Source organism: Marinobacter sp. LA51 (assembly GCF_030297175.1).
GTDB classification, from domain to species: domain Bacteria; phylum Pseudomonadota; class Gammaproteobacteria; order Pseudomonadales; family Oleiphilaceae; genus Marinobacter; species Marinobacter apostichopi.
In genome coordinates this window covers 1,304,773-1,329,429 of sequence record NZ_AP028070.1, presented here as the reverse complement: position 1 = coordinate 1,329,429, position 24,657 = coordinate 1,304,773, and the positions used below count along the sequence as shown (strand labels likewise).

22 protein-coding genes are annotated in these 24,657 nt (G+C 56.8%); 8 read left to right on the top strand and 14 right to left on the bottom strand.

Annotated features, from left to right (window positions below):
• Positions 1-30 precede the first annotated feature (30 nt).
• The 7 genes from ispC to rpsB form a co-directional block, all read right to left on the bottom strand.
• Complete coding sequence (ispC, locus tag QUE89_RS06095) at positions 31-1,215, bottom strand: 1-deoxy-D-xylulose-5-phosphate reductoisomerase (RefSeq protein WP_286222326.1); 1,185 nt, start codon at positions 1,213-1,215, stop codon at positions 31-33.
• A gap of 2 nt (positions 1,216-1,217) precedes the next feature.
• Positions 1,218-2,057, bottom strand: coding sequence for a phosphatidate cytidylyltransferase (locus QUE89_RS06090; RefSeq protein WP_286222325.1), 840 nt, complete (start codon positions 2,055-2,057; stop codon positions 1,218-1,220).
• Between the two features lie 22 nt (positions 2,058-2,079).
• Entirely contained in the window at positions 2,080-2,850 is a 771-nt protein-coding gene (uppS, locus tag QUE89_RS06085) for a polyprenyl diphosphate synthase (RefSeq protein ID WP_286222324.1), read from the bottom strand.
• 70 nt (positions 2,851-2,920) lie between these two features.
• Positions 2,921-3,478: a ribosome recycling factor gene (frr, locus tag QUE89_RS06080; protein ID WP_041342515.1), complete on the bottom strand. Its 558-nt coding sequence runs from the start codon at positions 3,476-3,478 to the stop codon at positions 2,921-2,923.
• A gap of 70 nt (positions 3,479-3,548) precedes the next feature.
• Positions 3,549-4,277 carry a UMP kinase gene (gene pyrH, locus QUE89_RS06075; protein ID WP_041342512.1) on the bottom strand — a complete coding sequence of 243 codons (729 nt, stop codon included), beginning with the start codon at positions 4,275-4,277 and terminating at the stop codon, positions 3,549-3,551.
• A gap of 182 nt (positions 4,278-4,459) precedes the next feature.
• Entirely contained in the window at positions 4,460-5,329 is an 870-nt protein-coding gene (gene tsf, locus QUE89_RS06070; RefSeq protein WP_286222323.1) for a translation elongation factor Ts, read from the bottom strand.
• Positions 5,330-5,418: 89 nt separating this feature from the next.
• A complete protein-coding gene (gene rpsB / locus QUE89_RS06065; protein ID WP_286222322.1) occupies positions 5,419-6,171 on the bottom strand; it encodes a 30S ribosomal protein S2 in 753 nt (250 codons plus the stop codon).
• 253 nt (positions 6,172-6,424) lie between these two features.
• Between rpsB and map the strand changes: the two genes are divergently transcribed.
• The 6 genes from map to dapE are packed head-to-tail and all read left to right on the top strand — an operon-like array spanning position 6,425 to position 13,566.
• A complete protein-coding gene (gene map, locus QUE89_RS06060) occupies positions 6,425-7,195 on the top strand; it encodes a type I methionyl aminopeptidase (RefSeq protein ID WP_286222321.1) in 771 nt (256 codons plus the stop codon).
• On the top strand, positions 7,196-9,841 hold the full coding sequence (locus tag QUE89_RS06055; protein WP_286222320.1) for a [protein-PII] uridylyltransferase: 2,646 nt from the start codon (positions 7,196-7,198) through the stop codon (positions 9,839-9,841). It begins immediately after the preceding gene.
• On the top strand, positions 9,838-11,040 hold the full coding sequence (gene dapC, locus QUE89_RS06050) for a succinyldiaminopimelate transaminase (protein WP_286222319.1): 1,203 nt from the start codon (positions 9,838-9,840) through the stop codon (positions 11,038-11,040). Before QUE89_RS06055 ends, dapC begins: the two co-directional genes overlap by 4 nt.
• Entirely contained in the window at positions 11,037-11,384 is a 348-nt protein-coding gene (locus QUE89_RS06045) for an ArsC family reductase (protein WP_286222318.1), read from the top strand. Before dapC ends, QUE89_RS06045 begins: the two co-directional genes overlap by 4 nt.
• 30 nt (positions 11,385-11,414) lie before the next feature.
• Complete coding sequence (gene dapD, locus QUE89_RS06040) at positions 11,415-12,443, top strand: 2,3,4,5-tetrahydropyridine-2,6-dicarboxylate N-succinyltransferase (protein ID WP_286222317.1); 1,029 nt, start codon at positions 11,415-11,417, stop codon at positions 12,441-12,443.
• Positions 12,430-13,566, top strand: a complete 1,137-nt coding sequence (dapE, locus tag QUE89_RS06035; RefSeq protein ID WP_286222316.1) for a succinyl-diaminopimelate desuccinylase — start codon at positions 12,430-12,432, stop codon at positions 13,564-13,566. The genes dapD and dapE overlap by 14 nt, the downstream gene beginning before the upstream one ends.
• A gap of 21 nt (positions 13,567-13,587) precedes the next feature.
• Here dapE and QUE89_RS06030 read toward each other — a convergent pair whose 3' ends face one another.
• The gene (locus QUE89_RS06030) at positions 13,588-13,806 is read right to left on the bottom strand and encodes a SlyX family protein (protein ID WP_041342487.1); all 219 of its coding nucleotides are present in this window, start codon (positions 13,804-13,806) and stop codon (positions 13,588-13,590) included.
• Between the two features lie 315 nt (positions 13,807-14,121).
• On the opposite strand from QUE89_RS06030, the gene QUE89_RS06025 reads away from it, so the two are divergent.
• Positions 14,122-14,679 carry a cold-shock protein gene (locus QUE89_RS06025; RefSeq protein WP_286222315.1) on the top strand — a complete coding sequence of 186 codons (558 nt, stop codon included), beginning with the start codon at positions 14,122-14,124 and terminating at the stop codon, positions 14,677-14,679.
• A gap of 41 nt (positions 14,680-14,720) precedes the next feature.
• Here the strand turns inward: QUE89_RS06025 and QUE89_RS06020 are convergent, their stop codons facing one another.
• The 3 genes from QUE89_RS06020 to gloA all read right to left on the bottom strand — a co-directional run bounded on the left by QUE89_RS06020 (position 14,721) and on the right by gloA (position 16,991).
• Positions 14,721-15,095, bottom strand: a complete 375-nt coding sequence (locus tag QUE89_RS06020; RefSeq protein ID WP_286222314.1) for a hypothetical protein — start codon at positions 15,093-15,095, stop codon at positions 14,721-14,723.
• Positions 15,067-16,470 carry a hypothetical protein gene (locus QUE89_RS06015; protein WP_286222313.1) on the bottom strand — a complete coding sequence of 468 codons (1,404 nt, stop codon included), beginning with the start codon at positions 16,468-16,470 and terminating at the stop codon, positions 15,067-15,069. The genes QUE89_RS06020 and QUE89_RS06015 overlap by 29 nt, the downstream gene beginning before the upstream one ends.
• An 80-nt stretch (positions 16,471-16,550) precedes the next feature.
• The gene (gene gloA / locus QUE89_RS06010) at positions 16,551-16,991 is read right to left on the bottom strand and encodes a lactoylglutathione lyase (RefSeq protein ID WP_138440529.1); all 441 of its coding nucleotides are present in this window, start codon (positions 16,989-16,991) and stop codon (positions 16,551-16,553) included.
• A gap of 80 nt (positions 16,992-17,071) precedes the next feature.
• Between gloA and QUE89_RS06005 the strand changes: the two genes are divergently transcribed.
• Entirely contained in the window at positions 17,072-17,980 is a 909-nt protein-coding gene (locus QUE89_RS06005; RefSeq protein WP_286222312.1) for a DUF1853 family protein, read from the top strand.
• 59 nt (positions 17,981-18,039) lie between these two features.
• Here QUE89_RS06005 and QUE89_RS06000 read toward each other — a convergent pair whose 3' ends face one another.
• Genes QUE89_RS06000 through QUE89_RS05990 form a run of 3 tightly spaced genes read right to left on the bottom strand, consistent with a single transcriptional unit; the run spans position 18,040 to position 24,601 of the window.
• Positions 18,040-19,119, bottom strand: coding sequence for a hypothetical protein (locus QUE89_RS06000; RefSeq protein ID WP_286222310.1), 1,080 nt, complete (start codon positions 19,117-19,119; stop codon positions 18,040-18,042).
• Positions 19,116-22,484 carry a toxin VasX gene (locus tag QUE89_RS05995; protein ID WP_286222309.1) on the bottom strand — a complete coding sequence of 1,123 codons (3,369 nt, stop codon included), beginning with the start codon at positions 22,482-22,484 and terminating at the stop codon, positions 19,116-19,118. Before QUE89_RS05995 ends, QUE89_RS06000 begins: the two co-directional genes overlap by 4 nt.
• Positions 22,481-24,601, bottom strand: coding sequence for a type VI secretion system Vgr family protein (locus QUE89_RS05990; protein ID WP_286222308.1), 2,121 nt, complete (start codon positions 24,599-24,601; stop codon positions 22,481-22,483). The genes QUE89_RS05995 and QUE89_RS05990 overlap by 4 nt, the downstream gene beginning before the upstream one ends.
• Positions 24,602-24,657 lie beyond the last annotated feature (56 nt).

Genomic DNA, 24,657 nt, shown 5'->3' with positions numbered 1-24,657 from the left:
CTAAAACGCACAAGCACAATGTTCGAAATTTCAGACAGTTAACATTCCAATCTGTTCCCGGGCATGCTGTCTCGCTTCAAAATCCTTAGCGAAAATCGCCTCAAAACTGTCTGCTGGCATCACTGTCGTGGCCGCCAGCGTCCGCTCTATGATAACGGGGATGTCGGCAAAACACAGGTTACCGGCCAGAAAGGCTGCGACAGCCTCCTCGTTGGCGGCATTCAGCACCGCTGGCGCTGTACCGCCCTGGACAAATGCCTCGGCTGCCAACCTCAGGCAAGGGAAGCGTACCAGATCTGGCCGCTCAAAATGGAACCGGCCTATGGAAAACAGATCCAGCGGTGCAACCCCGGCGTCTATGCGCTCGGGCCAGGCCAGGCCATTGGCAATAGGAGTACGCATGTCCGGGCTACCCAACTGGGCCAGCACCGATCCATCCACATACTCAACCATGGAGTGAATAATGCTCTCAGGGTGGACGTGTACCTCAACCCGCTCGGGTGTGGTATTGAAAAGCCAGCACGCTTCAATCAGCTCCAGCCCCTTGTTCATCAGGGTGGCAGAATCCACTGAAATTTTCTGGCCCATTGACCAGTTGGGGTGAGCACAAGCCTGGGCCGGAGAAACTGATCGCAATGCCTCAGCGCTATGCTCCCGGAATGGCCCGCCTGAGGCCGTCAACAGAATCCGGGCGACGCCGGCGCCTTTGGGATCGCGAATCCGGTCCGAGGGCAGGCACTGGAATATGGCATTGTGCTCGGAGTCAATCGGTAGCAGCTCGGCGCCAGAATCGGCAACCGCATCCATGAACAGCTTACCGGACATCACCAGCGCTTCTTTGTTCGCCAACAACACCCGCTTGCCAGCGCGCACGGCCGACAGGGTTGGCGGCAGGCCCGCTGCACCAACGATAGACGCCATGACAGTATCCGCAGCCGGGGCCGACGCCACCTCACAAAGCCCTTCAGCACCGCTAAGAACACGGATACCAGGCAGATCAGACAAAAGCCCAGCAAGCAGCTTCGCCGCAGCCTGGTCGGCCATCACCGCCACCTCCGGCAGGAACTCACGACACAGCGCCGCCAGCTCGCTCGCCCGAGTACCGGCTGTTAGCGCATAAATTGAAAAACGATCGGGGTGGCGCCGGATCACGTCCAGTGTGCTCAAACCAATAGAACCGGTCGCTCCGAGTATCGTAAGGCGGCGCGTTTCCATGGTTACCACTGTCCGGCGGTGAGCCAGCCAAGTTGGGTGATGATTAAAGCAAACACGGGAATAGCTACGGTCAGGCTGTCGATGCGATCCATGATACCACCATGGCCGGGCAACAGCTGACTGCTGTCTTTAACACCGCGAAACCGTTTGAGCATGCTTTCCAGCAAATCACCCAACACCGACACCAACCCGGTCGCCAGACTGGCGAGGATCAGGAACATTGTTTCAGGAACACTGGCCGACACAATCAGACTGACCAGCAGTGCGAAGACACCGACGGCAACCAGTCCGCCCCACACACCCGCCCAGGATTTACCCGGGCTGACTCGGGGCGCCAGCTTGGCTTTGCCAAAAGCGCGGCCGGCAAAGTAGGCACCGATATCAGCAACCCAGACCACACAGAATACATAGAGGATCGCCCACAGGCTGTTGCTGACAGCACCGAAGTCCAACACGCCGGTGCGAAGGTGATTCAAACCTACCCAGGCCGGCAGTAGCACAAGTAAACCCATGATGGCGCGGGCCGGCACACTGCCCCAGCCGGCCGATCCGGTGGGATAACTTCGAACCAAAAGGAAACTGACAAACCACCAGGCCAGTGCCAACCAAAGGACAGCAACGGCCGGTACGTTCAGCAGCCCATAAAGAATCGCGGCAATGACAGCTGCGTAGGCCACTCGGCCGCCCTGCCCCTCAATCCCGGACAGATTGGCCCACTCCCAGGCCCCAAGCGTGATGATGGCACCGGTGAATAGGGCAAAACCAAGAGGCGGCAAAAAGAAGATGCCACCAATAGCGATTGGGGCCAGGATCAATGCGGTAATAATTCGGGTTTTTAACACGGTGAACGTCGCTATGGTTTCGTTATTGTTGTGAGGCTTTGGCGGCTATCTGGTCATCGGTCTGGCCGAAACGGCGCTGACGACCAGCGTAAGCCTGCAGCGCCTTGCGCATCTCGTCGGCCTTGAAGTCAGGCCAGAACACAGGAGAAAAGTACAGTTCCGTGTAGGCAAGGTGCCAAAGCATAAAGTTACTGATGCGCTGCTCACCCGCAGTGCGGATCATCAGATCCGGCATCGGCAGGTCACCAATGCTAAGGTGCTGCTGAATCAGGTCATCGGTGATATCGGAGGGTTCAAGCTCACCCGCGCGCACCTTAGCAGCAACCTTGCGGCTAGCCTCGGCGATGTCCCAGTGTCCGCCATAGTTGGCGGCAATGACCAGGGTCATCCGGGTGTTGTGACGAGTCAGTTCTTCCGCCTCATGCATGTGATCCTGCAGCGCGGCACTGAAGGCTGAACGATCACCAATGATCCGCAACCGGATGTTGTTGCGGTGCAGTTTCTTAACCTCACGTTCGAGAGCAAACAGGAACAGCTTCATCAGCGCCGACACTTCGTCTTTCGGGCGCCGCCAGTTTTCACTGGAAAACGCGAACAGAGTGAGCACCTCTACTCCTTCGCGCCCGCAGGTCTCCACCACGGCCTTGACGGCATCCACACCCGCCTTGTGCCCGGCGACACCTGTCAACCGATGCTCTTTCGCCCACCGGTTGTTACCATCCATGATAATTGCCACATGCCGCGGCCGGCTTTCTGCCGACATCGGAATCTCTGCGGATACCGTTCCCGTCATGAAACCCTCTGCTCGACCGGAGGAGAATTAGCCCCCGGATCATCGTTCGCGTGCAAGAAGATCCTGGCGATCAAACCGCCATCAGATCCTCTTCCTTGGATTTCAGAGCCTTTTCGACTTCGGCAATGTAGCGATCTGTCAGCTTCTGGATCTCGTCCTCGCCTCTGCGCTCATCATCCTCGGTGATTTCCTTTTCCTTCAGCAATTCCTTGATGGTGCTGTTGGCATCGCGACGGGCGTTGCGAATAGAAACCCGGCCATGCTCGGCGTCAGCCTTGGCCTGCTTGACCATTTCCTTACGGGTCTCTTCGGTCAGCATCGGCATCGGCACACGAATAACGTCGCCACTGGTGGCCGGGTTAAGGCCCAGGTCAGAGGTCATGATGGCCTTTTCGATGGTCGGCACCAGGTTCTTCTCCCACGGAGTAACCGTGAGCGTACGGTTATCTTCGGTGTTAACGCTGGCTACCTGCTTCAGCGGTGTGGGCTGACCGTAGTAGCTCACCATGACGCTGTCCAGAATGGCCGGGTTCGCCCGACCAGTACGAATTTTCTTGAAAGCCGAATGGAGCGACTCCAGGCTATTCTGCATTTTCTTTTCGGCTTCTGCTTTGATGTCGTTAATCACTTCAGCATCCTCGATTCATTCGTCAAATCATGTGTTGCCGTGGCTTCAGGCCAATAGCCCCAAAGCCCGACTACTCGATCAGTGTACCTTCTTTCTCGCCGGTTACGATGCGCGTCAGGGCGCCCGCCCGGTTCATATCAAACACTCGCAGCGGAATGCCGTGATCCCTGGCCAGACAGATTGCGGTCAGGTCCATGACACCCAGCTTCTTGTCCAGCACTTCGTCGTAAGTCAGGCGATCGTACTTTTCGGCACTGCTGTCCAAGTAGGGGTCTGCGGAGTATACGCCATCAACCTTGGTCGCCTTGAGAACGGCATCCGCCTCGATTTCAATGCCACGCAGGCAGGCCGCCGAATCGGTAGTGAAAAAGGGGTTACCGGTACCGGCACAGAAGATGACTACGTCACCGTCCTTCAGGTCCCGCACCGCGCGACGACGATCGTAATGCTCGACAATGCCGCTCATGGGGATCGCCGACATTACCCGAGTCCGAATGTTAGACCGCTCCAGGGCGTCACGCATGGCCAGGCCATTCATCACCGTGGCCAGCATACCCATGTGATCGCCGGTAACCCGGTCCATTCCAGCCTCGTTCAATGCCGCACCCCGAAACAGGTTGCCGCCACCAACAACCAGGCCGACCTGCACACCAATTCCAATCAGCGCCCCTATTTCAAGGGCCATACGATCAAGGACTTTGGGATCAATACCGAAATCGTGCTCCCCCATCAGGGCCTCGCCACTGAGCTTGAGCAGAACACGCTTGTATCTGGGCTGGGTTTTGGATGATGTCGGCATGAGGATCCCCTTTTCGTCTGTTGGCTGCGGTCCGGCGTAATACGCGTCGCAGGCTTGTATCTGACATACTCCTCATAAAAAGGGGTATCTCAGATACAAGCCCGCCACGAAAGCCAGGCAGACCTGACTAACGTGGCAGACTCAGATGGCACTGTGGTGTTAAACCAGTGCCGAAAGAAGGATCAGGCCTTGCTGGTGCCAGCTGCCGCAGCAACTTCAGCAGCGAAGTCCACTTCTTCTTTCTCGATGCCTTCGCCCACTTCCAGACGAACGAATTCGACCAGTTCGCCACCGGCGGACTTGATCAATTCACCCACAGTCTGATCTGGGTTCTTAACGAAAGGCTGCTCGACAAGGCTATTTTCCTTGAGGAACTTCTTGATTCGGCCGCCCATCATCTTCTCGACGATTTCGGCAGGCTTGCCTTCCATGTCCGGCTGGGCCTTGATGACGTCTTTCTCTTTCTCGAGCTCTTCAGCAGGCATTTCTTCCGGCTTGCCAACACGCGGGTTAACAGCGGCAGCGTGCATTGCGATGTCACGAGCAGTTTCAGAATCGCCAGCAGTCAGGGCAACCACACAAGCAATCTTGTTGGTGCTATGAACGTAGCCACCGACAACCGGGCCTTCAACCTTAACCAGGCGACGCACAGTGATGTTTTCGCCGATCTTCTGAACCAGCGCTTCGCGCTTGGATTCCAGATCGCCTTCCATCAGCTTGGCAACGTCGGTTTCGCCATTTTCGAAAGCAACGGCCAGAACGTCATTGGCGAAGTTCAGGAAGTTGTCGTCACGAGCAACAAAGTCAGTCTCGGAGTTTACTTCCAGAATGTAGGCGACGGTGTTGTCGTCAGAAATCTTGACCAGAGATACGCCTTCAGCAGCAGTACGGCCAGCTTTCTTGGCGGCCTTCAGGCCTGAAGACTTACGCAGCTCTTCGATCGCCGCGTCGACACTGCCTTCAGCCTCTACCAGTGCTTTCTTGCACTCCATCATGCCAAGGCCAGTACGCTCACGCAGCTCTTTGACCATTGCAGCGGTAATTGCAGCCATGTTCAATCCTCTCAACTATTACGAATTCGGTGGGAAGTGCGCCCGGAACAGGCCCGGGCGCACTTTACATCTCAACGTGAAGCTAACGCTTATTCGGCGGCCGGGGCGGCGCCTTCAGCGTCTTCGCTAACTTCTACAAACTCGTCAGCGCCTGAACCTGCAGACTGCGATGCTTCCATGCAGGTATCAGCAACGGCTTTCACATAGATCTGGATCGCACGAATCGCGTCATCGTTGCCCGGGATCACGTAATCAACGCCGTCTGGATCGCTGTTGGTATCAACAACACCAATAACAGGAATGCCCAGCTTGTTGGCTTCCTTGATCGCGATACGCTCGTGATCCACGTCGATTACGAACATTGCGTCCGGCAGGCCGCCCATGTCCTTGATACCGCCAATGGAACGCTCGAGACGGTCCATTTCACGGGTGCGATCGAGAGCTTCTTTCTTGGTCAGCTTGTCGAAAGTGCCGTCCTTGCTCTGGGTGTCCAGATCACGGTAGCGACGGATCGACTGACGGATCGTCTTGTAGTTGGTCAGCATGCCGCCGAGCCAGCGATGGTTAACGAACGGCTGGCCAGCGCGCTCTGCTTCTTCCTTGACGATCTTGGCCGCAGCACGCTTGGTGCCAACGAACAGGATCTTGTTCTTGTTCTCTGCCAGCTGCTGAATGAAGTTCAGCGCTTCATTCATGGCAGGAACAGTCTGCTCAAGGTTGATGATATGAATCTTGTTACGAGCGCCGAAGATGAACTTCGACATTTTCGGATTCCAGTAGCGAGTCTGGTGACCGAAGTGAGCACCTGCCTTCAGCAGGTCACGCATATTTACCTGAGCCATGATAGTTACCTTATTTAGCTTCGGGTTAGACCTCCACGCGTCCGATTGCCCCAACCCGCCTTCATCTAACTGAAGGGAGGCACCCTGGGACAACGTGCCGACACGTGTGTGAATTTGCCGGATTTGTTTCCAGCGGGCGCGTTTATACCATAATTCGAGCGGGCAGCGCCATTATTTTTACCAGCACCCTTCCTTGTACCTAGCCTCTCGCGCCCTTAAAATGCCGGTTTGGTACAAATCAATGGGAAGCCCGATGCAAGTATCGATCAAGACCCCGGAAGAAATCGAAAAAATGCGCGTTGCCGGCCGCTTGGCCGCCGAAGTGCTCGAAATGATTGGCGAACACATCAAGCCTGGAATCAGCACCGAAGAGATTGATCGAATCTGCCACGATTACATCGTGAATGAGCAGAAGGCGATCCCGGCTCCGCTGAACTATAAAGGGTTTCCGAAATCGGTCTGCACTTCCGTCAACCACGTGATCTGCCACGGCATCCCGTCAGAGAAGAAAATCCTCAAAGATGGCGACATCCTGAATATTGATGTCACTGTCATAAAGGATGAGTACCACGGCGACACCAGCAAGATGTGGACAGTCGGCAAACCCAAGCCCGGCACCGAGCGACTGATCAGCATTACCCAGGAGTGCCTCTATAAAGGCATCGAAATGGTCAAGCCGGGCACACGTCTGGGCGACATCGGCCACGTGATTCAACAGCACGCTGAAAAGCACCGCTATTCAGTGGTTCGTGATTACTGCGGCCACGGCATCGGCAAAGTGTTCCATGAAGAGCCGCAGGTGATGCATTACGGCAAACCTGACACCGGCATGGAGCTACAGGAAGGCATGACCTTCACCATTGAGCCGATGATCAACCAGGGTAAATACCAGACCAAGCTGCTGCCAGATGGCTGGACCGTGGTCACCAAGGATCACAAGCTGTCCGCTCAATGGGAACACACTATTCTGGTTACCGCCGATGGCCATGAAGTTCTCACCAAACGAGCGGAAGAGTCCTTCTAAGTGGACCTGAGCGAACTGGAGTCGCGCATTAGCAACGACACCTCCCCGGTGTCTGCAGCCCGTGAGCTGTTACGAGAGCGGTACAATGCCGACGCGGAAGCCTTCCGCCAGGGCGCAGATGTTCGCGCCCTTGTCCACTCCCGAGCCGACACCGTGGACACGGTGCTCAGGCTGATCTGGAATCGCTACCCCTTCTCCAGTTCGCCAGACATCGCCCTGGTGGCGGTCGGCGGCTATGGCCGCGGCGAACTGCACCCTCAATCCGACATTGATCTGCTGATCCTGACCCGCTCCACGATTGAAGAGAGCTGGCAGGACGACCTGAGCGCCTTCATCACCCTGCTCTGGGATCTGAAGCTCGACATTGGCCACAGCGTTCGCAGCATAGAGGAAAGCAAAGCCGCTGCCCGCGATGACGTCACCATCCTCACCAACCTGCTGGAAACCCGCACCATCGCGGGCCCGGACGAGCTCCGGGACGAGCTGAGCACCCAGGTCTACGGCGATGGCGTCAGCACCGATCGCGATTATTTCATCGCCAAGCGGCAGGAACAGCGGGACCGCCACGACAAATACGGCGACACTGAATACAACCTGGAGCCAAATGTGAAGGGCTCGCCCGGCGCATTAAGGGATATCCAGACCATCGGCTGGATCACCAAGCGGCACTTTGGTCTCCAGAACATCGCCGATCTGACCCGGTTCAGCATCCTGACGGAAGAAGAACACCAGATTCTGTTCCAGGGCGAGACCTTCCTCTGGCAGCTTCGCTACGGCCTGCAACTCCTGGCTGACCGGCCCGAGAACCGGCTGTTGTTTGACCATCAGCGTGCACTGGCGCAAATGCTCGGTTACCACGACGAGGGCAAGCGTCTCGGCGTTGAACTGATGATGCAGTCCTATTACCGCACGGTACTGGCACTGGCGGAGCTCGCCGACGTTATCCTTCAATACTACGACGAAGCGATCCTGGGCACGGGCACCATCGACGACATCCAGCCGCTGAACAAGCGCTTCCAGATTCGCAACCGCTATATAGAAGCGGTAAACAATCAGGTATTCGCCTACGCCCCCTACGCCATCATGGAAATTTTCGTGCTGATGGCGCAGCACCCGGAGATCAAGGGCATCAGGGCCACGACCATTCGATCCCTGCGAGCCCACCGACACCTGGTTGATGACGCCTTCCGGTCGGACCTGGCAGTAACCACGCTGTTCATGGAACTGCTGCGAACCCCGCATGCCCTGGACCAGACCCTGTCGGCCATGAAGAAGTACAACGTGCTGGGCCGGTATCTGCCGGAATTTGGCCAGATTATCGGGCAAATGCAGCACGACCTGTTCCACATCTATACCGTGGATGCCCACACCATGCGCGTGATCCGCAACATGGTGCGACTGAACAGCACCGGGGCACGTACCGAATACCCGCTGGCCTCACGACTGATCCACCGGTTACCGAAGCTGGAAACCCTTTACATTGCCGGCATCTATCACGATGTTGCCAAGGGCCGTGGCGGCGATCACTCGGAACTGGGCGCAATTGATGCTGAGGCCTTTTGCCAGCGACATCACCTGAGCGAGCGCGATACCAAGCTGGTGTCCTGGCTGGTGGAGAATCACCTGCTGATGTCGATGACAGCACAGCGCAAGGACATCTCGGACCCCGACATCATCCACAACTTTGCCCAGGCAGTACCCAGTCAGGCCCACCTGGACTACCTGTACGTGCTGACCGTCTGCGATATCAGCGCCACCAACCCGAAACTGTGGAATACATGGCGTGCCTCGCTGCTGCGCCAGCTGTACATCGAGGCCAAGCGCGCCTTGCGCCGGGGCACGGAAACACCGATCAAGCGCCATGAGTGGGTCAGCGCCACGCAGTCGGAAGCCCGGGAAATCCTGCACGCCCAGAATATGACCGACGAACAAATCGACCATATCTGGGATACCGTCGACGAGGATTATTTCCTGCAGGATTCGACCGTGGATATTGCCTGGCAGACGGCCGCCATTATCCGTCACGGCGACAATCCGGATCCGCTGGTGCTGATTCGCGATACCCGCGGCGGCCCCACAGATGGCTACTCCCAGATCATCATCTACATGAAAGACCGGGTTGCGCTGTTCGCTGCCACCACGGCGGTGCTGGAACAACTCAATCTCAACATCGTGGATGCCCGGATAAGTTCGAGCGAAGGCCCCTATTCCATCAGCTCCTATGTCGTGCTGGATGAAAAAGGCCAGCCTCTGGGGACAGACCCGGCGCGGAAGGATCGGGTACGCAAACGGCTGATTGAAGAGCTGGACGACCCTGATGATTACCCCGACATCATTCATCGCCGCACACCGCGGCAGCTGAAGCACTTCGCGTTTCCCACCGAGGTGACCTTCTCAAACGACACCATCAATCAGCGCACCGTCATGGAAGTGATTACGCCGGACCGACCGGGCCTGCTGGCCCGTATCGGGCAGGTACTTCTGGATCACCGGGTGCGCCTGGCCAATGCCAAGATCGCAACCCTCGGCGAACGAGTGGAAGACGTCTTCTTCGTGACCGACGAACAGGGTGAACCCCTGCGCGATCCGGCGACATGCCATGAATTGCAGCAAGATCTCTGTAAAATGCTGGACGATACTCAATGAATCCAAACCTGGACCGACTTCATCCCTATCCCTTCGAAAAACTGGCCAAGCTAAAAGCAGGTATCGCCACACCAGAGCACCTGCGGCCGATTTCTCTGGGCATCGGCGAGCCCAAACACCCGTCACCCGAATTCGTAAAACAGGTGATCGCGGACAACCTCGACAAGCTCGCCAATTACCCAACCACCAAGGGCACCGACGAGTTGCGCACCACCATCGCTGAGTGGGCAACCCGTCGCTTCCAACTTGAAGCCGGCTCACTGAGCGCGGCCGACAATATTGTTCCGGTCAACGGAACCCGGGAGGGCATTTTCTCACTGGTTCAGTCCGTTGTTGCAGGCAGCGATTCCGCCACGGTGGTTAGCCCGAACCCGTTCTACCAGGTGTACGAAGGCGCTGCGTTCCTGGCTGGTGCCACCCCCGTCTACCTGCCCTGTGACGGATCCAACGGCTTCATTCCTGATTTTGGCGCGGTACCGGATTCGGTCTGGCAAGACTGCCAGATCCTTTTCCTGTGCTCGCCGGGCAACCCCAGTGGTGCGGTGATGCCTCGGGAAACCTTGGTACAAGTCATCGAGCTGGCCGACAAGCACGACTTCATCGTTGCCTCAGACGAATGCTATTCCGAACTTTACCCCGATGAAAACCAGCCGCCCGAGGGCCTGCTGCAAACCTGCGCCGCCATTGGCCGCAATGACTTTGCCCGCTGCATCGTGTTCCACAGCCTGTCCAAGCGCAGTAACCTGCCAGGCCTGCGATCCGGCTTCGTGGCCGGCGACGCCTCGGTACTCAAGGGGTTCCTGAAATACCGCACCTACCACGGCTGCGCCATGCCCATCCACAACCAGCTGGCCAGCATTGCTGCCTGGCAGGACGAAGCCCACGTGGTTGAGAATCGAACCGCCTATCGCGCCAAGTTTGAGGCCGTCGTGCCCATCCTTCGCGAGGTCATGGACGTTGAGTTCCCCGATGCCGGATTCTATCTGTGGCCGGTCACACCAATGGACGACGAAACCTTCGCCCGGGAACTGTCAGCCCAGCAGAACGTGCATGTGCTGCCCGGTCGCTACCTGTCCCGCACCGTTGAGGGCCACAACCCCGGAGAAAACCGGGTTCGAATGGCCCTGGTGGCGCCGCTGGACGAGTGCGTGGAAGCCGCGCGGCGCATTGTTGAATTTGTGAAGGCAAATACTCCATGAAGATTTACGGCATCAAGAACTGCGACACCGTCAAAAAAGCTCGCAAATGGCTCGACGAGCAAGGCATTGAACACAGCTTTCACGACTTCAAAAAAGATGGCCTGGATGACGCCCTGCTCCAAAGACTCGAACAGGCCGTTGGCTGGGAAGCCCTGCTTAACCGCCGCGGCACCACCTGGCGCAAACTTCCGGATGAGGTTCGTGATACCATAGACGGTTCATCTGCCCACAGCCTCATGCTGGAAAATCCGTCCATCATCAAACGACCGGTGGTCGAGCATGAAGGTTCAATTTCCGTTGGCTTCAAGGCCGACGATTGGGCCCAACAGTTTTCAAACGCTTAAGTCTGACGATCATAAAGGAGCAACCACCTGATGAGTTTCGCATTCGGTATCGGCATCGGCACCCAGAACAGGCAGGGACATTGGCTGGAAGTCTATTACCAGCAGCCGGTTATGACCCCCGATAACGCCCTGATGGAAGTGGTTCAGAATGCCCTGGACTACAAGGGCGGAAATCAGGCGATCAGCGCCACCGCCGAGCAGCTCAGCCAGCTTGCCCACGCCCTGCGTCAGATTGGCCAGGCCGAACAGGCACGGCTTGCGGAAGCAGCCGAAACCAGCAAGCGCCCTGTTGTAGTTACCATTCTGGAAACCGACGACACGGCCTCGAGCACGCCTGAGGTATACCTCAAGCTGCACCTGATATCCCATCGCATGACCAAGCCTCACGCCTTGAAACTCGATGGCATTTTCGGCTTGCTGCCGAACCTCGCCTGGACCAGCGAAGGTGCTGTCGATCTCGGCGAACTGCCAGACCGTCAACTGCAGGCACGGGTTGAAGGCCGCACGCTAGAGATTAAATCCGTCGATAAGTTCCCGCAGATGACTGATTACGTTGTGCCATCCGGCGTGCGTATTGCAGATACCGCCCGAGTCCGTCTCGGCGCTTACGTCGGCGAAGGCACCACTGTCATGCACGAAGGCTTTATCAACTTCAATGCCGGCACCGAAGGCACCAGCATGATCGAAGGCCGCATTTCTGCGGGCGTCATGATCGGCAAGGGCTCGGATCTGGGCGGCGGCTGCTCCACCATGGGCACTCTGTCCGGCGGCGGCAACATCATCATCGCGGTGGGCGAAAACTGCCTGATCGGCGCCAATGCCGGCATCGGTATCCCCCTGGGCGACCGTTGCAAGGTTGAGGCCGGTCTGTACATCACCGCCGGTACCAAAGTTGCCCTGCTGGATGACAACAACAAGCTGGTGGAAGTAATCAAGGCCCGCGACCTGGCCAACCAGCCGGACCTGCTGTTCCGTCGTAACAGCCAAACTGGCGCCGTGGAATGCAAAACCAACAAGTCCGCCATCGAGCTGAACGAAGAACTGCATGCAAACAACTGAGTCGAAAACCCTTGAGCTGGCCATCGATCTGATCCGCCGGCAATCCGTCACTCCGGATGACGCGGGCTGTCAGGCGCTGATGATGTCGCGCCTGGGTCCGCTCGGTTTTGACGGCGAGAACCTGCGCTTTCGCGACACCGACAACCTCTGGGCCCGCAAGGGTTCAGACGGCCCGGTACTGGCCTTTGCCGGTCACACCGACGTGGTGCCAACGGGCCCGGAGAAGAACTGGGCACACCCGCCGTTTGAGCCGGTCATCAAGGACGGCTTCCTGCTGGGTCGCGGCGCGGCCGACATGAAAGGCAGCCTGGCAGCGTTTGTCACCGCCTGTGAACGCTTCGTTGAGGCGTACCCGAACCATCGTGGGTCAATCGCGTTGCTGATTACCAGTGACGAGGAAGGTCCGGCCCAGGACGGCACCGTGAAGGTGGTCGAAACCCTGGAAGCGCGGAACGAGAAAATTGACTGGTGCCTGATCGGTGAGCCCTCCAGCACGACGGACGTCGGGGATGTGATCAAGAATGGCCGCCGGGGCTCTTTGCACGGCTACCTGACGGTTCGAGGTGTTCAGGGCCACGTTGCGTACCCGCACCTGGCAGAGAACCCGGTACACACAGCGGCGCCGGCACTGGACGCCCTGGCCCGGGAGGTCTGGGACAATGGCAACGATTTCTTCCCGCCGACGACCTTTCAGATCACCAAGATCGAATCCGGAACCGGAAGCAACATCATTCCCGGCGAGTGCCTGGTGCATTTCAACTTCCGTTACTGCACCGAGAATACCGCCGAGAGTCTTGAAGAGCGGGTGGTCGCCATCCTGGACCGGCACGGTCTGAACTATGACCTGGACTGGCATTTGAGTGGCCGGCCGTTCCTGACAGATCGCGGTGCGCTGGTTTCAGCCAGCCAAAGCGCCATTCGGACGGTCACCGGTCGGGAAACCGAGCTGTCGACCTCAGGCGGAACATCCGATGGGCGCTTTATCGCCCCCACCGGTGCTCAAGTCGTGGAACTCGGCCCCATCAATGCCACTATCCACAAGGTGGACGAGTGCGTGAAGGCCGAGGATCTGGATACGCTTTCCCTGATTTACGAGCAAATTCTGGTTGAGCTCCTGGCCTGACGCCGCCCAAGCCGCCCTGCCTCAGTAATGAGGGGGCGGTGTTTCTTCCTCTTCACTCTTGATGTTCGAGGGGGAAACTTCTTTCAATTGCCGATGTAACAGTTGCTTGGCTTGCCACAACTCGCGAAGCTCCAATTCCTGCTTAGCCACCTGCTCACTCAGCGTATTTATTACGTCATCCTGGAACGCCATCCGCGTTTCCAGTTCGTCGAGTCGTGTTTCCAGATCTTTCTCACTCATAATTGCTGCTGCAACTCCCGTGCACGGATCGTTTGAGAATGTGACGGTGTGACTATCTGCACCTTTGATTTCTTTTGCGGATAGCTTGGGTTGATAGCCTTGCTTGATAGCTTCGACTGATAACTCCGGCACGTTCTGGACCTAGCAGCCGCATTGCCTTGGTCAGCAAACCGGATAATCTGGTATCATGCCGCTTTTGCCCGCGGGCGCCTTTACCAACAGGCCAACCGGCGGTTTTCATCGACCGGGTATGCGATTTTACCCGATATCCGGTTTTTTATCGTTAGCGTTACAAGAACGGAGAAATCTTAGTCAATGCGTAATCCAGCCAAAGCGATCCTTGTTGCTCTTCTGATCGCCATTCCAGCTCCCTTTATCCTCGGTTTCCTGCTGGTGTCATTTACCCCGGAACTGTTCCAGATCCTTTCGCAGTCCGAATCCAGCGAATTGGCCAATAGCACCACGTTTGTCCTTGGCAGTGCCCAGGGAATTGCCGCCTACATCATTGCACTGGTGATCTTCACCGTGGCCGGTTTCCTGTCAGTTTCCCTGTCGGCCAAGCAGAAGAGCACAGCACGCAGCTCATCTGGTTCAACCGCACGGTCACAGAGTCAGTCTTACAATGATGACGATGACGGCGACTACGACGACGGTAGCCCCGAGGGTGACGAAGAAGGTACCGTGAAGTGGTTTAACGTGAAGAAAGGCTTCGGCTTTATCGTTCGCGACAGTGGTGACGAGGTATTCGTTCACTTCCGCGCCATTCGTGGCCGCGGCCGCCGGGTTCTACGCCAGGGCCAACTGGTTCGCTTCAATGTTGTAGAAGCGGACAAAGGCTTGCAGGCAGACAACGTGTCGATCCTGAGCGATTGACACCGGTGTCCACGAAAAAGGCAGCCCTCGGGCTGCCTTTTTTAGTTCCAGACCACCAGGTTTTCACCTCGGTGATCCAACCGCCACCATTTTTCATCGGCGACCGGCTCTCCTTCCTTCCAATCACCCGGACTGCACCGGATTTCCGTATCCATGGAACGCCAGGCGCTCCTCGCGCACTCCAGATCGGTATGCCAGGGCAGACTCTCCCCTTCTATCACCAGACAGGTGAAACGTTTTCCGAATGCACCCGGATACAGCGATATCCTCAACCGTTTACCCGCACAGAGGGCGTGCCCCTTGATCACTGATGTCACCTGACTGTCATCCAACTCCAGACTGTCCAGATGACCTGTCAGCCACTGCGAAACAGTGCCCTCTGCAAGGTCACGAATGTATATTTCCAGATCCTGCACCGGCTGAATCTCCATCCTGTTGATTACAATGCAGCACATAGTGAACCGGGCCGGTGTCTGCTGCAAGCCAACGTTCCAGTTCAAGCTGCACGTCAGCCACCGACAATCGCCTCAGCGTGCCTGCAGCTTTTCGCTCACACCAGGTTTTCTCCAATACAGCTTGCCGGCGCTCGATGTCGCCCAGCGCATCAGCGATTGGAGGCACTGCCTCCGCACGCGCCAACGCCACCAGATTCTGCCGGTGCAGCGTATCTGCGGCGCCGGCCAAAGCCACCCTGCCCATTGGGCCGCAGCGGGCAAACAGATCCAGCCTGGCGGCGGCCCGCTCCACCCACTCCAGCATGGCACCGGGCGTGGATATGAGGTTGTTTGGGCAGTTGGCCGCAAATCGAAGGACCGGTCTGGAAAGCTCAACCTTCCAACGCTTTTCGATGTCAGGCTGATGCGCAGTCAGTATCGCCTCGCGCTGATCAGCATCGGAAGTCGGCAAATCGACAATCTCGAGAGCTCGCCCCAAACGACGCTCCAAGGAACAATGATCCTCCTCAGCGCGCTCCGGCCCGAGTAACAGGATCGGTCCTCGCCAGTTGGTGACCAGCTCAGACGCCAGACTTCCCGGCCGTTCCATCATCAGTATCAAGTCCGATGGTGAGGTGTTGTCCAGCACCAGCAATGGCCATTCACGCGGTGAGGTCTGATCTGACGCAGCAAGAGCCGGCAGGTCGTTTGCCATTACCTCGGCCTCGCGACGCAGATCCAGCTCAAGATAATCCCGATTTACCGCCGACAGCATAATGGGCAGCCAACTGGACTTACCGGCTCCCCGTTCTGCTCGAATCCAAAGCAACGAAGAGGATGACGCGGAAACCGTGATGGCAACATCCTCCGCCAGCTTCACCCACTGCGCATTAGTAACCACCAGGGGCACACCGGTATTGGATTCGACTCCGGCTGGGACAGTAGCTATGCCCTCACATGGCCAATTGGGTACCAGCTCAAGCACCGCAACATAAGCCTTATCCCGCAGCCGCTCCATGCCCGTCGTGAGCACGCTAAGAAGCAGATTCCATTCGAGCCAGGGTGCTTCGCTAAGCTCTCGGGAGCACGCAAACCAGTCGACCAGCTGAGACGACAACGCGCCCTCTGCACCAACCTCGGTAACGATCGGTTGCTCACACTGAACGGTTCGCACCAGCTCATCAAGATCAATCCCGCAGCCGCGCAGAAAACGGGGGATATCGGGGCAGGTATCAAGAAGCGCGAGCAGAAAATCTTCCACAGTGATAACAGCACCACCGCGCTCACCGACACTGTCTCGCGCTTTCACCAGCGCCGCCTGACATTCAGGCGCCAGGCATCCTTGCCAATCATCCATCACACGCTCCATGTTTTAACAGCATCATCCTGATGCAAAAAGCTGGGGCTACTGCATATAAGCGCCCCGAATCCGGCAGCCTACCAGCTACCAGTGTTTTCCATGCTGGCCCAGGGCTCTTTTGGCGCAAGCGACTCACCTTTTTGCAGGAGCTCAATGGATATGCCATCGGGGGTGCGCACGAAAGCCATATGGCCATCCCTGGGAGGGCGATTGATGGTGACACCATTCGCCTGCAGGTGCTCACACAGCGCATAGATGTCGTCCACCCGGTACGCCAAATGGCCAAAATTCCGGCCGCCGGAATACTCTTCCGGATCCCAGTTGTAGGTCAGTTCAATCATTGGCGCCTTCTCTTCCCGGGCGCGCGCCTCATCCTCTGGAGTTGCCAGGAACACCAGGGTAAAACGGCCTTTCTCGCTGCTCTTCCGACTGATTTCTTTCATGCCCAGAAGGTCACAGAAAAAGTGCAAAGTCTCGTCGAGGTTGCTGACACGGATCATGGTGTGCAGGTATTGCATATCGGCTCCTGATTACGGCTAACTGATGTCGGGCGTGGCTTCGCCCTTACCTGACAACCAGTTTACGGTATTCTGGACGGATGACTGTACGTACCCCCAACAATAGCCTTCTTGATTTCCAGTATCCTGCGGTTCGCCACCTGGGATGGCTGTGTTCTGCGCCTCAGCTGTTACATTCGCCGGCAAGTTTTCAGCCCAGCGATTACCTGCCCACGGATTATCTGGAAACCCTGATAAAATGGGACCAGAACCCCGAGACCGCACCAGCTCTGCTTAGAGAAGTCCCCCAACGCAGGCTCGGCTTTTACTTCGAGCGACTCTACGAAGTGATGCTCTCCGACCTGCTCGGCTGGGAGATCCTGCTGAAGAACACCCAGATCCAGTCCAACGGACACACCCTGGGGGAGCTGGATTTTATCGTTCACAACACTACGGACGATCGAGTTGAACACCATGAGATTGCCATCAAATACTATCTGGGCGTACCCAACGGTCGCAGCGAAGCGCTCTGGTACGGCCCGAATGCCCGGGATCGACTGGATATAAAGAGTGATCGGCTGGTCAATCATCAGAGCACCCGCACGCAGCAGCCGGAAACACTGGCATTACTTTCAAACCACGGAATAAACGGCCCAATAACCGCCCGGATATTCATGCCCGGCTACCTGTTCTATCCATTAGCCGTTGCCCTGGAAGCACCTTCAACAACACCCCAAAACCATCTTCGAGGCTGTTGGACCTATGCCGATACGCTGGAAGAGACGGACACCTCAACCTGGGTCCAACTGAACAAGCCACACTGGGTGGGCCCCTGGTGGCAGTCCGCAACACCACCTGGCACCGAAGCCAGGCAGGCGATCACTGACATCCAAGTCGACCGCATTCCGCGCCTGTTCTCAGAACTTACTCGAGATAGCGCTTCCGACCACTGGAAGGAACGCAGAAGAATCTTTGTTGTACCTTCGTCGTGGCCTGTTCAGGGTAAGTAGTCGATATCCGTATCGAAGTGGTTCGAACCGAACACGGGGAATAAGCCCCTTTCAATTTATCAGATAGGCCAGGCGCCCTCCGGGCGCAGTTCCCGATACTCGGCCATGGACACCTTGCCAAGGTGAGGTGTCAATTTGCACTGGCGCTTTGCCCAGGGGAAACGATTCTGCTTTGCCAACATCTCAGTTCCTTCACCCGCCTTCCAGGCCTCCAAGTCGAGGTCACGCCAATACCGAGGATTCCGATTCGTCTTTGAATCGTGATCTCGGGTCACGGGATCCAGGTGGCGGAAAGGCTCTAGACGGGGCATATCCGGAAGCGGCTCGGTGACATCCATATAGCGTTGAAGCATGTCCCAGAGGGCGAGAACTTCTCCCTTCGTCGGCTCAATGCCGCTAAGCCAGGTCTGATTAAAGGTCTTCTGGGTGTAGCGATGGACAAACATCAGGCGGTAAAAGACTCCTCCGTGTTGAATCACACGTTCCGCGTAGGCATCAAACTCGACAAAGGGTGCTTCGAAAAAACGTTTTCGTCCCATCGCAAAGCGGACCTGGCCGGTTAGTCGGTTAAATTCGCTGCAGCTGTCTTCAAACGATTGATCGAGCTTCGAATTGATGCTTTTCTCGAATGGTTTCAAGAACCAACTAACTCCAGTGTTCATTAGCCATTTGGTACTTGATGGCCCTACCCAAATCACAAAAGCAATCCAGCCGAACGCCACAATCAGCCCGCCAATGTGAACCAATAGATTCAAAAACTCCGAATGCTGTCCGCTCTTCGTGAGTTCAAACACACCTTTTGCGATCATGAACAGACCGCCGACCCAAAGAAGAAGCCCCCACACGAAGGGGACAAACATGAGTAAAATCTTGAAGCCCAATTTGCCATTTAGGAATCGAATTCTATGGTGGTCCCACCACCAGTCATCGCCTGCAAAGTCAGGATCATGAGATTCACGCTCTTTCAGCGCCTCCACATCCTGAACGGTGCGATAATACGGGTTCGAGTTTGCGTAAGTTCCTATCGGTTGCAACTCATCGCCAACCCGATCCCTTTCTTTCGATCCTTTCGGCAGAGGACTGATAGAGCCAGCGTCGAAGGCAAATCTTCGAAAAGCTGACTGTTCTGTCTTCATCATGTCTCTACCTCGGTGAAAAACCAATAAGGTGCCTCTGGCTGCGAAAACGGTTCCAAGAGTGAACCGCTCTTAGCGGGAGGCGCCTCATGCTTGGCGAGATCAAAAGGCTCAAACCGTTGCAGCATTGGCGAAGGGAACACTGCAGGTCCAAACTCTGTATCAATAACAGCCTGAAACCCGACCCTTAACGCGGTCGAAACTGACTCCCGATAACCGAAGCTTTCATGGTTTTCGTTGCGCAGTTCCCGTTTGACCAAGAAGCGAACAGCAGATCGGTCTGGAAGGGATTGTCGGGCAACGACTTTTCGTAATGGTGTCGTATTCCTAAGCTGGAAACTGTGAATAGTCCCTGCAGAACCGAAAGTTTCAACCGCAGAAGAAGCGTACTCGATTTCCTGGAAAACCAAACTCAGTGACTTCTCAGGCAATCCGGACTGACGTTCTCGTGACAGCAATAGCTTACTGGCGAAAGGCATTCGCACTGTCACCACATAGTCATCGGAAGAGGGGAGAAAGTCAGGATTACAAAGGGCTGGGTCAGGTTCGATGTCTGCAAATTTTTGGGCCGTCACTGAGATGGGCGACAAGAGCGTTAGCAGCTGATTGTAGTAGGCCTGATCGCCGAAAGCCTCCGTACTATGGTCTGGATGAACGCCCCATGGCCCTAGCTTGAGCAGCTGCTCGATAGAATCATCCGATGCGTAACCAGCGAAAAGTCCGCCACCAACGACCAATGTCATTCCAAGCATGGCCCACCCCCAACCCGGAATGGCTAAAAGCGTAGCCATTAGCGGTGATGCCACAAAAACAATACCCCCAGCCATTGCGATTGCATGTCCCGCCGCTGCATCAAAGTCCTTATTTGACAGACTATCTCGCATGCCCCAATAGCTCAGAATTACGCTTATCGAGCCCGCAGCGAAGTTAGCCAATCCAATTGTGCGAACGAGAGTCTGTGCACCAAGATGCTGAAGTCGACTACCCACGAACAACCAATTCTTAACATCGAACCAAGGCCGAGTGGCAAATCGCGACATAGCGGTCTGCTGACTTCCAGGAAGACTTTGCGCATGAAGAACTATGGACAACTTGAACGATGCAGCGGCCAACTCTGTCGTCGCCCCGATGTAGGCTTTGACGTCCGCTTTCCACTGTTGATTCTCATCGATGCTACTAAGTTTGGATGCAGCTAGAATTTCTACAATTAGATTAAATGCCGCGAGCATGACCAACCCACGAGACACAGCGGGCCCATCTACAATGCTTCCCACTTGTTTAGCCAAATCCACCTTCACCAGACTAAGCTTCCTGGCCTCTGCATGCCCCGCAGGGGCATAGAAAATCGCTGCATGGCCAGCCACTTTCTGAATTGCCGTTTCCAGTTCATCGGCAGCCCGTGCAGGGCTGGTTGACCCGACCAATTCGCCCGAGTCATCCATCAAGTCAGCATAGAGATAATCATTCTTTCGGGTCAGGATGCCTTCGGTTCGATCGAACTCGGTCAAGCCACGGTTGAGCCCTTCGCCTCGCACGCCGAGGATCGTGCCCGAAGCCTCAACACCGCCACGGTTGACAATGCTGATACCAGCAAGCGCCGGGTCAGCCAGGGTGAAGTTTGAGGCTGCAGACTGCATCACCCTTTGTATCTCAACCTGACTCACCACGCCCTCTTCCATGAGCCGCTCGCCTACCTTCAGTACTGCTGTGCTCCATTCCTCCAAGGCGCGTGCGACCAGACTACCCACTTTGCCTGCGTCCGAAATATTTTTGACGATTCCACCATCGCCGGCCTTGCGGTCGTGGAGCTGTTTTTCCAGATAAGCAAGAGACTGAAGATTCAAACGGTCCAGCATCCCCTCCGTAATCTCAGTACGATCCTCCGTCAGCTTCAGGAGCAGATCATGTGCCGACTTGGACTCTTCGGATAATTCGTCGTCATCGGTGTCTGGAGATTGAGGTGCCCAGGCCGTCAGGAAGTCGCTGTGAAAGAGCCACCGCTTGAGGCTCTTGAAGAGATCACCTTCTTTGGCAAAGCCGTTTGCCCTGAGAACCCCAGGTATCTGCTGTAAAAGGTTCAACTTATCCGCAATCAGCAGGTATCCCTCGCAGATTGCCAGGTCCCCGCATTCTCGGTAATCATCCAGCACCGCCGCCAGAACCGAGCTTTTCATCATTTCCTGAAGCCGTTCCACATGCCGGTTAATGACAGCAACGGCGTGGTCCTTTTCTTTGGTGTCGAGCACCGCATCAAGCTTTTCTTTGTTGATGGCGTCCGCGTATTTCTGCAGATCGGTTTTGCCATCCAGGGTCAATGGATCAAACACAGCCTGTCGAATCAGCATGGCGGAGTGGGCCATGGGCTTCTGCTTGATCGAGGTATCCACGGCATCAAGGTAATGGAGTGCGAGATGCAGCTGTGCCAAGGAGTGGCGCAATTGGAAAAGCGGGTCGGGGATTGAAACACCCACAACCCCCTTTTGACTGCGAAGCTCTTGCAGGCGGTCTTCGCCTGCTTCCCCGTTGAAGTCCATGCCCACTGAATCGTGGCCATCGTCAGAGTCGATCTGCTCGAGGCGCCGAGCCAGGCGCATACACAGTTCGGTGTCATCCGGTGTTGCGAAGTCAGGTTGGTAGACAGCCGGGTTTTCCAGCATCAGCTCCATACCGAGATCCCGGGCTCGTAGAGCGTTCACATTCGCAATGTTCGACGCCGGATAGCCCTTTTCAAAGACAAGGTCGTCGACCGTGGCGGCTGGCCAGGCATGCTCGATGCCACTGGTTCGGGTGAGCCTAGCTTTGGCGTCCTGCTCAAGACGAGAAATGTAGCGCCAGTCCCACTGGACTTCGCTGTAGGCAACACGGATCTCGTTGATGACGGCTCGCCCCTGCAAGAGAACAGGCACCAGGAGGTTTGATAGCCATTCACCTTCGCTGGCTCGGACTACGCTTCCGGGCTTCCCGGATTTCGCTTGGGCCAGACGGACACCTTGGAGGTCGACATCACTCATTAACCCATGAGCGTCAATTTCCAGCTCACGCCAGAGCTCATTCCCTCGGAACACGTACAAATAACCCGGGCGCAGTAGCGCAACTGCGCGCCCGGTATGGAAGGTCAGGCCACCGGATATAAACGGAAGATTTTCGGCAAGTTCTGCCAATGGTTTGATCCGAAGCAGCGTGTTTTCCTGGTGTTCGACCTGCTCGACATTCGATTGGGCACGCTCCAGAAGCGTGAGATTAATGTGCCCGCCGGCGCGTTTTGGAACCGACAGAACCAGCTCACCAGGATTGCTGTCGTCGTATTCGGCACGGCGCCGCACCGAATTTTCCAGGGTTTCATCCATAAAGCTCAGGGTATTGGTCATTGCTCCGATTCTCCCGCTACAGAGTTAATGACAAGCACATCCTCACCGGCCGACGTGCCTCCAATGACGTCGACGATCAGCTCTCTCCGGGGTTTCTCAAGTTCGCGAGGTGGAACAGATTCCGCCTCGGCGTTGCGTCTCTGGCCGACTTCAGCAAGCTTTGCAGGAGGAACGGCGGCACCGCCATCCATGCTCAGGCCGGCCGGCAGCTCAGCGCTCGAAAGATCGACATTCGAGCCCCGCCCCGGTGAGCCGCCTGAATTGATCTTGATGCCCGGGCCGCTCAAGGTCACACCGCTCGCATCCAGTTTGATGAAGCTGCCGCCGCCAGAAATAGTGAGCTCCGCACCGGCGTCCAGCACGACTTTTGACCCAGCCTTGTGATGAAGCTCGCTCCCAGCCTCACTTGCAGAGACTTCACCGACAGAGCTGTGCCAGGTGCCACCGATGTCCTGACTGAAATCTGCACCGTAGGACTCCCGCTTTTCGCCACCGACGGTGACATGTTCGTTTCCTTTAACGTGGCTGAAACTGTGATTTTTCACGGTCAGGTGGCTGTCGTTCTTGATCACTTCGGTGCGGTTGTGTTCGGTGAGCAGGTCCAGGTCCTTCTGGGCGTGGACGTAGATCTGTTCCTTGTCCGCCTCGTCCTCGAATCGTAATTCGTTGCTACCCTCGCCCTTGTGAGTCTGGGTTTTCAGGGTGGTGCGGGTTTTGTGTTCCGGCAGTGCATACGGCGGTTTGTTAGTGGCGTGGTAAGTGCGCCCGGTGATGATCGGCTGGTCCGGATCGCCATCCAGAAAGGACACAATCACTTCATGGCCGATGCGGGGCAGCGCCATGAAACCGTATTGCCCACCGGCCCAGCCCTGGCTGACACGGAGCCAGGCGCTGCTGTGTTCGTCGTTCTGGCTGTACCGATCCCAGGGGAAACGCACTTTCACCCGGCCGTATTCGTCGCAGTGAATTTCTTCACCCTCGGGGCCGGTGACGATGGCGATCTGCGGCCCGTCCATGATGGGGCGATGAACAAACTGCGGGCGCCAGGTGAGGTTGGCGGGGATGGCGCTGAAGCTGTTGTGGTAGGTGGTGGGCTCAGATCCGCCCTCTTCCTCCAGTGCCTGCGGCTGCTGGCCCTGATGAATAACGGCCGTGAGCAGCCAGTCCCGGTTCAGGTTCGGTTGGTCGTGGTCAGTGAGTTCAACCTTGGCGCCCGGTGCGAAGTCCGGGCGATTGCTTTCGCCCTGGGCGGTGCTGGTGTCGTTTCGAAGTGCATCCAGTTTGGCCTGGGTAAACAGCTGGCCACTGGCATCGGCCTTGAACCGGCCCGGGTAGTCGAAGTGCTGATAGTCGTCGCGATGATTGGGGGCGCTGGCACCCTGCTCGTGCATCAGGGCGTAGGCGGGATTCTTGAAGGTGTAGTCTTTGAGCGCCACCGAAGCGGCGCGCACGCGTTCCTGATAGCGGAACTTGAATACCGACAGTTGCCGGTGACTGCCACCGGCAAAGGCGTTATACCCGACCGGCGCCAGAACCGGCGCATCGCCGTGATGATCAGCCACGATCAAGCCGGCCGATGCACTGCCGTCGAGCGCGCCATGCTGATAGCGATAATGCCAGCCTTCCTCGGCAGCCAGTCGCTCCAGAAACGCCAGGTCGCTTTCCCGGTGCTGAACGCAGTATTCCTGCTCCGCCGGCTCGCGCTTGAGCTCGAACACCGAATCCACAATACCCCGCTCTTCCAGCAGTGTGCGTGCAATGGCGTCGGGACGTTGCTTCTGGAAAATCCGGCTGTTGTGCATCAATCCCAACCGCCACACCGGCGGATGAATGACCAGTTCATAGCGGGTTCGGCGGTGGCCAGAGTCGCCGCGAACAAATTCGCTGACCACACCGGTGAAGCGACGCAGCGGTTCCCCGTCCTGCCAGACCAGCAGTTCGACAGGCTGTTCCAAGACATCCGCAGCACCAATAGTGGGATCAGTACTGGCCAGCTGCAAGCGGCCATGAAACAACTCGGAAAGGGCTTCGGTCAGCGCAAAGCCAACCACAGAAAAAACATCGGGTGGGAGCTCACCTACACGGGCGGTGAACTGCAGTCCGCTTGCCTGGGGCATGTCTTCCGTCCTTGAAGAAAAATTTCCTGCTCATCCTGAGCGTGAACGTGAGTATA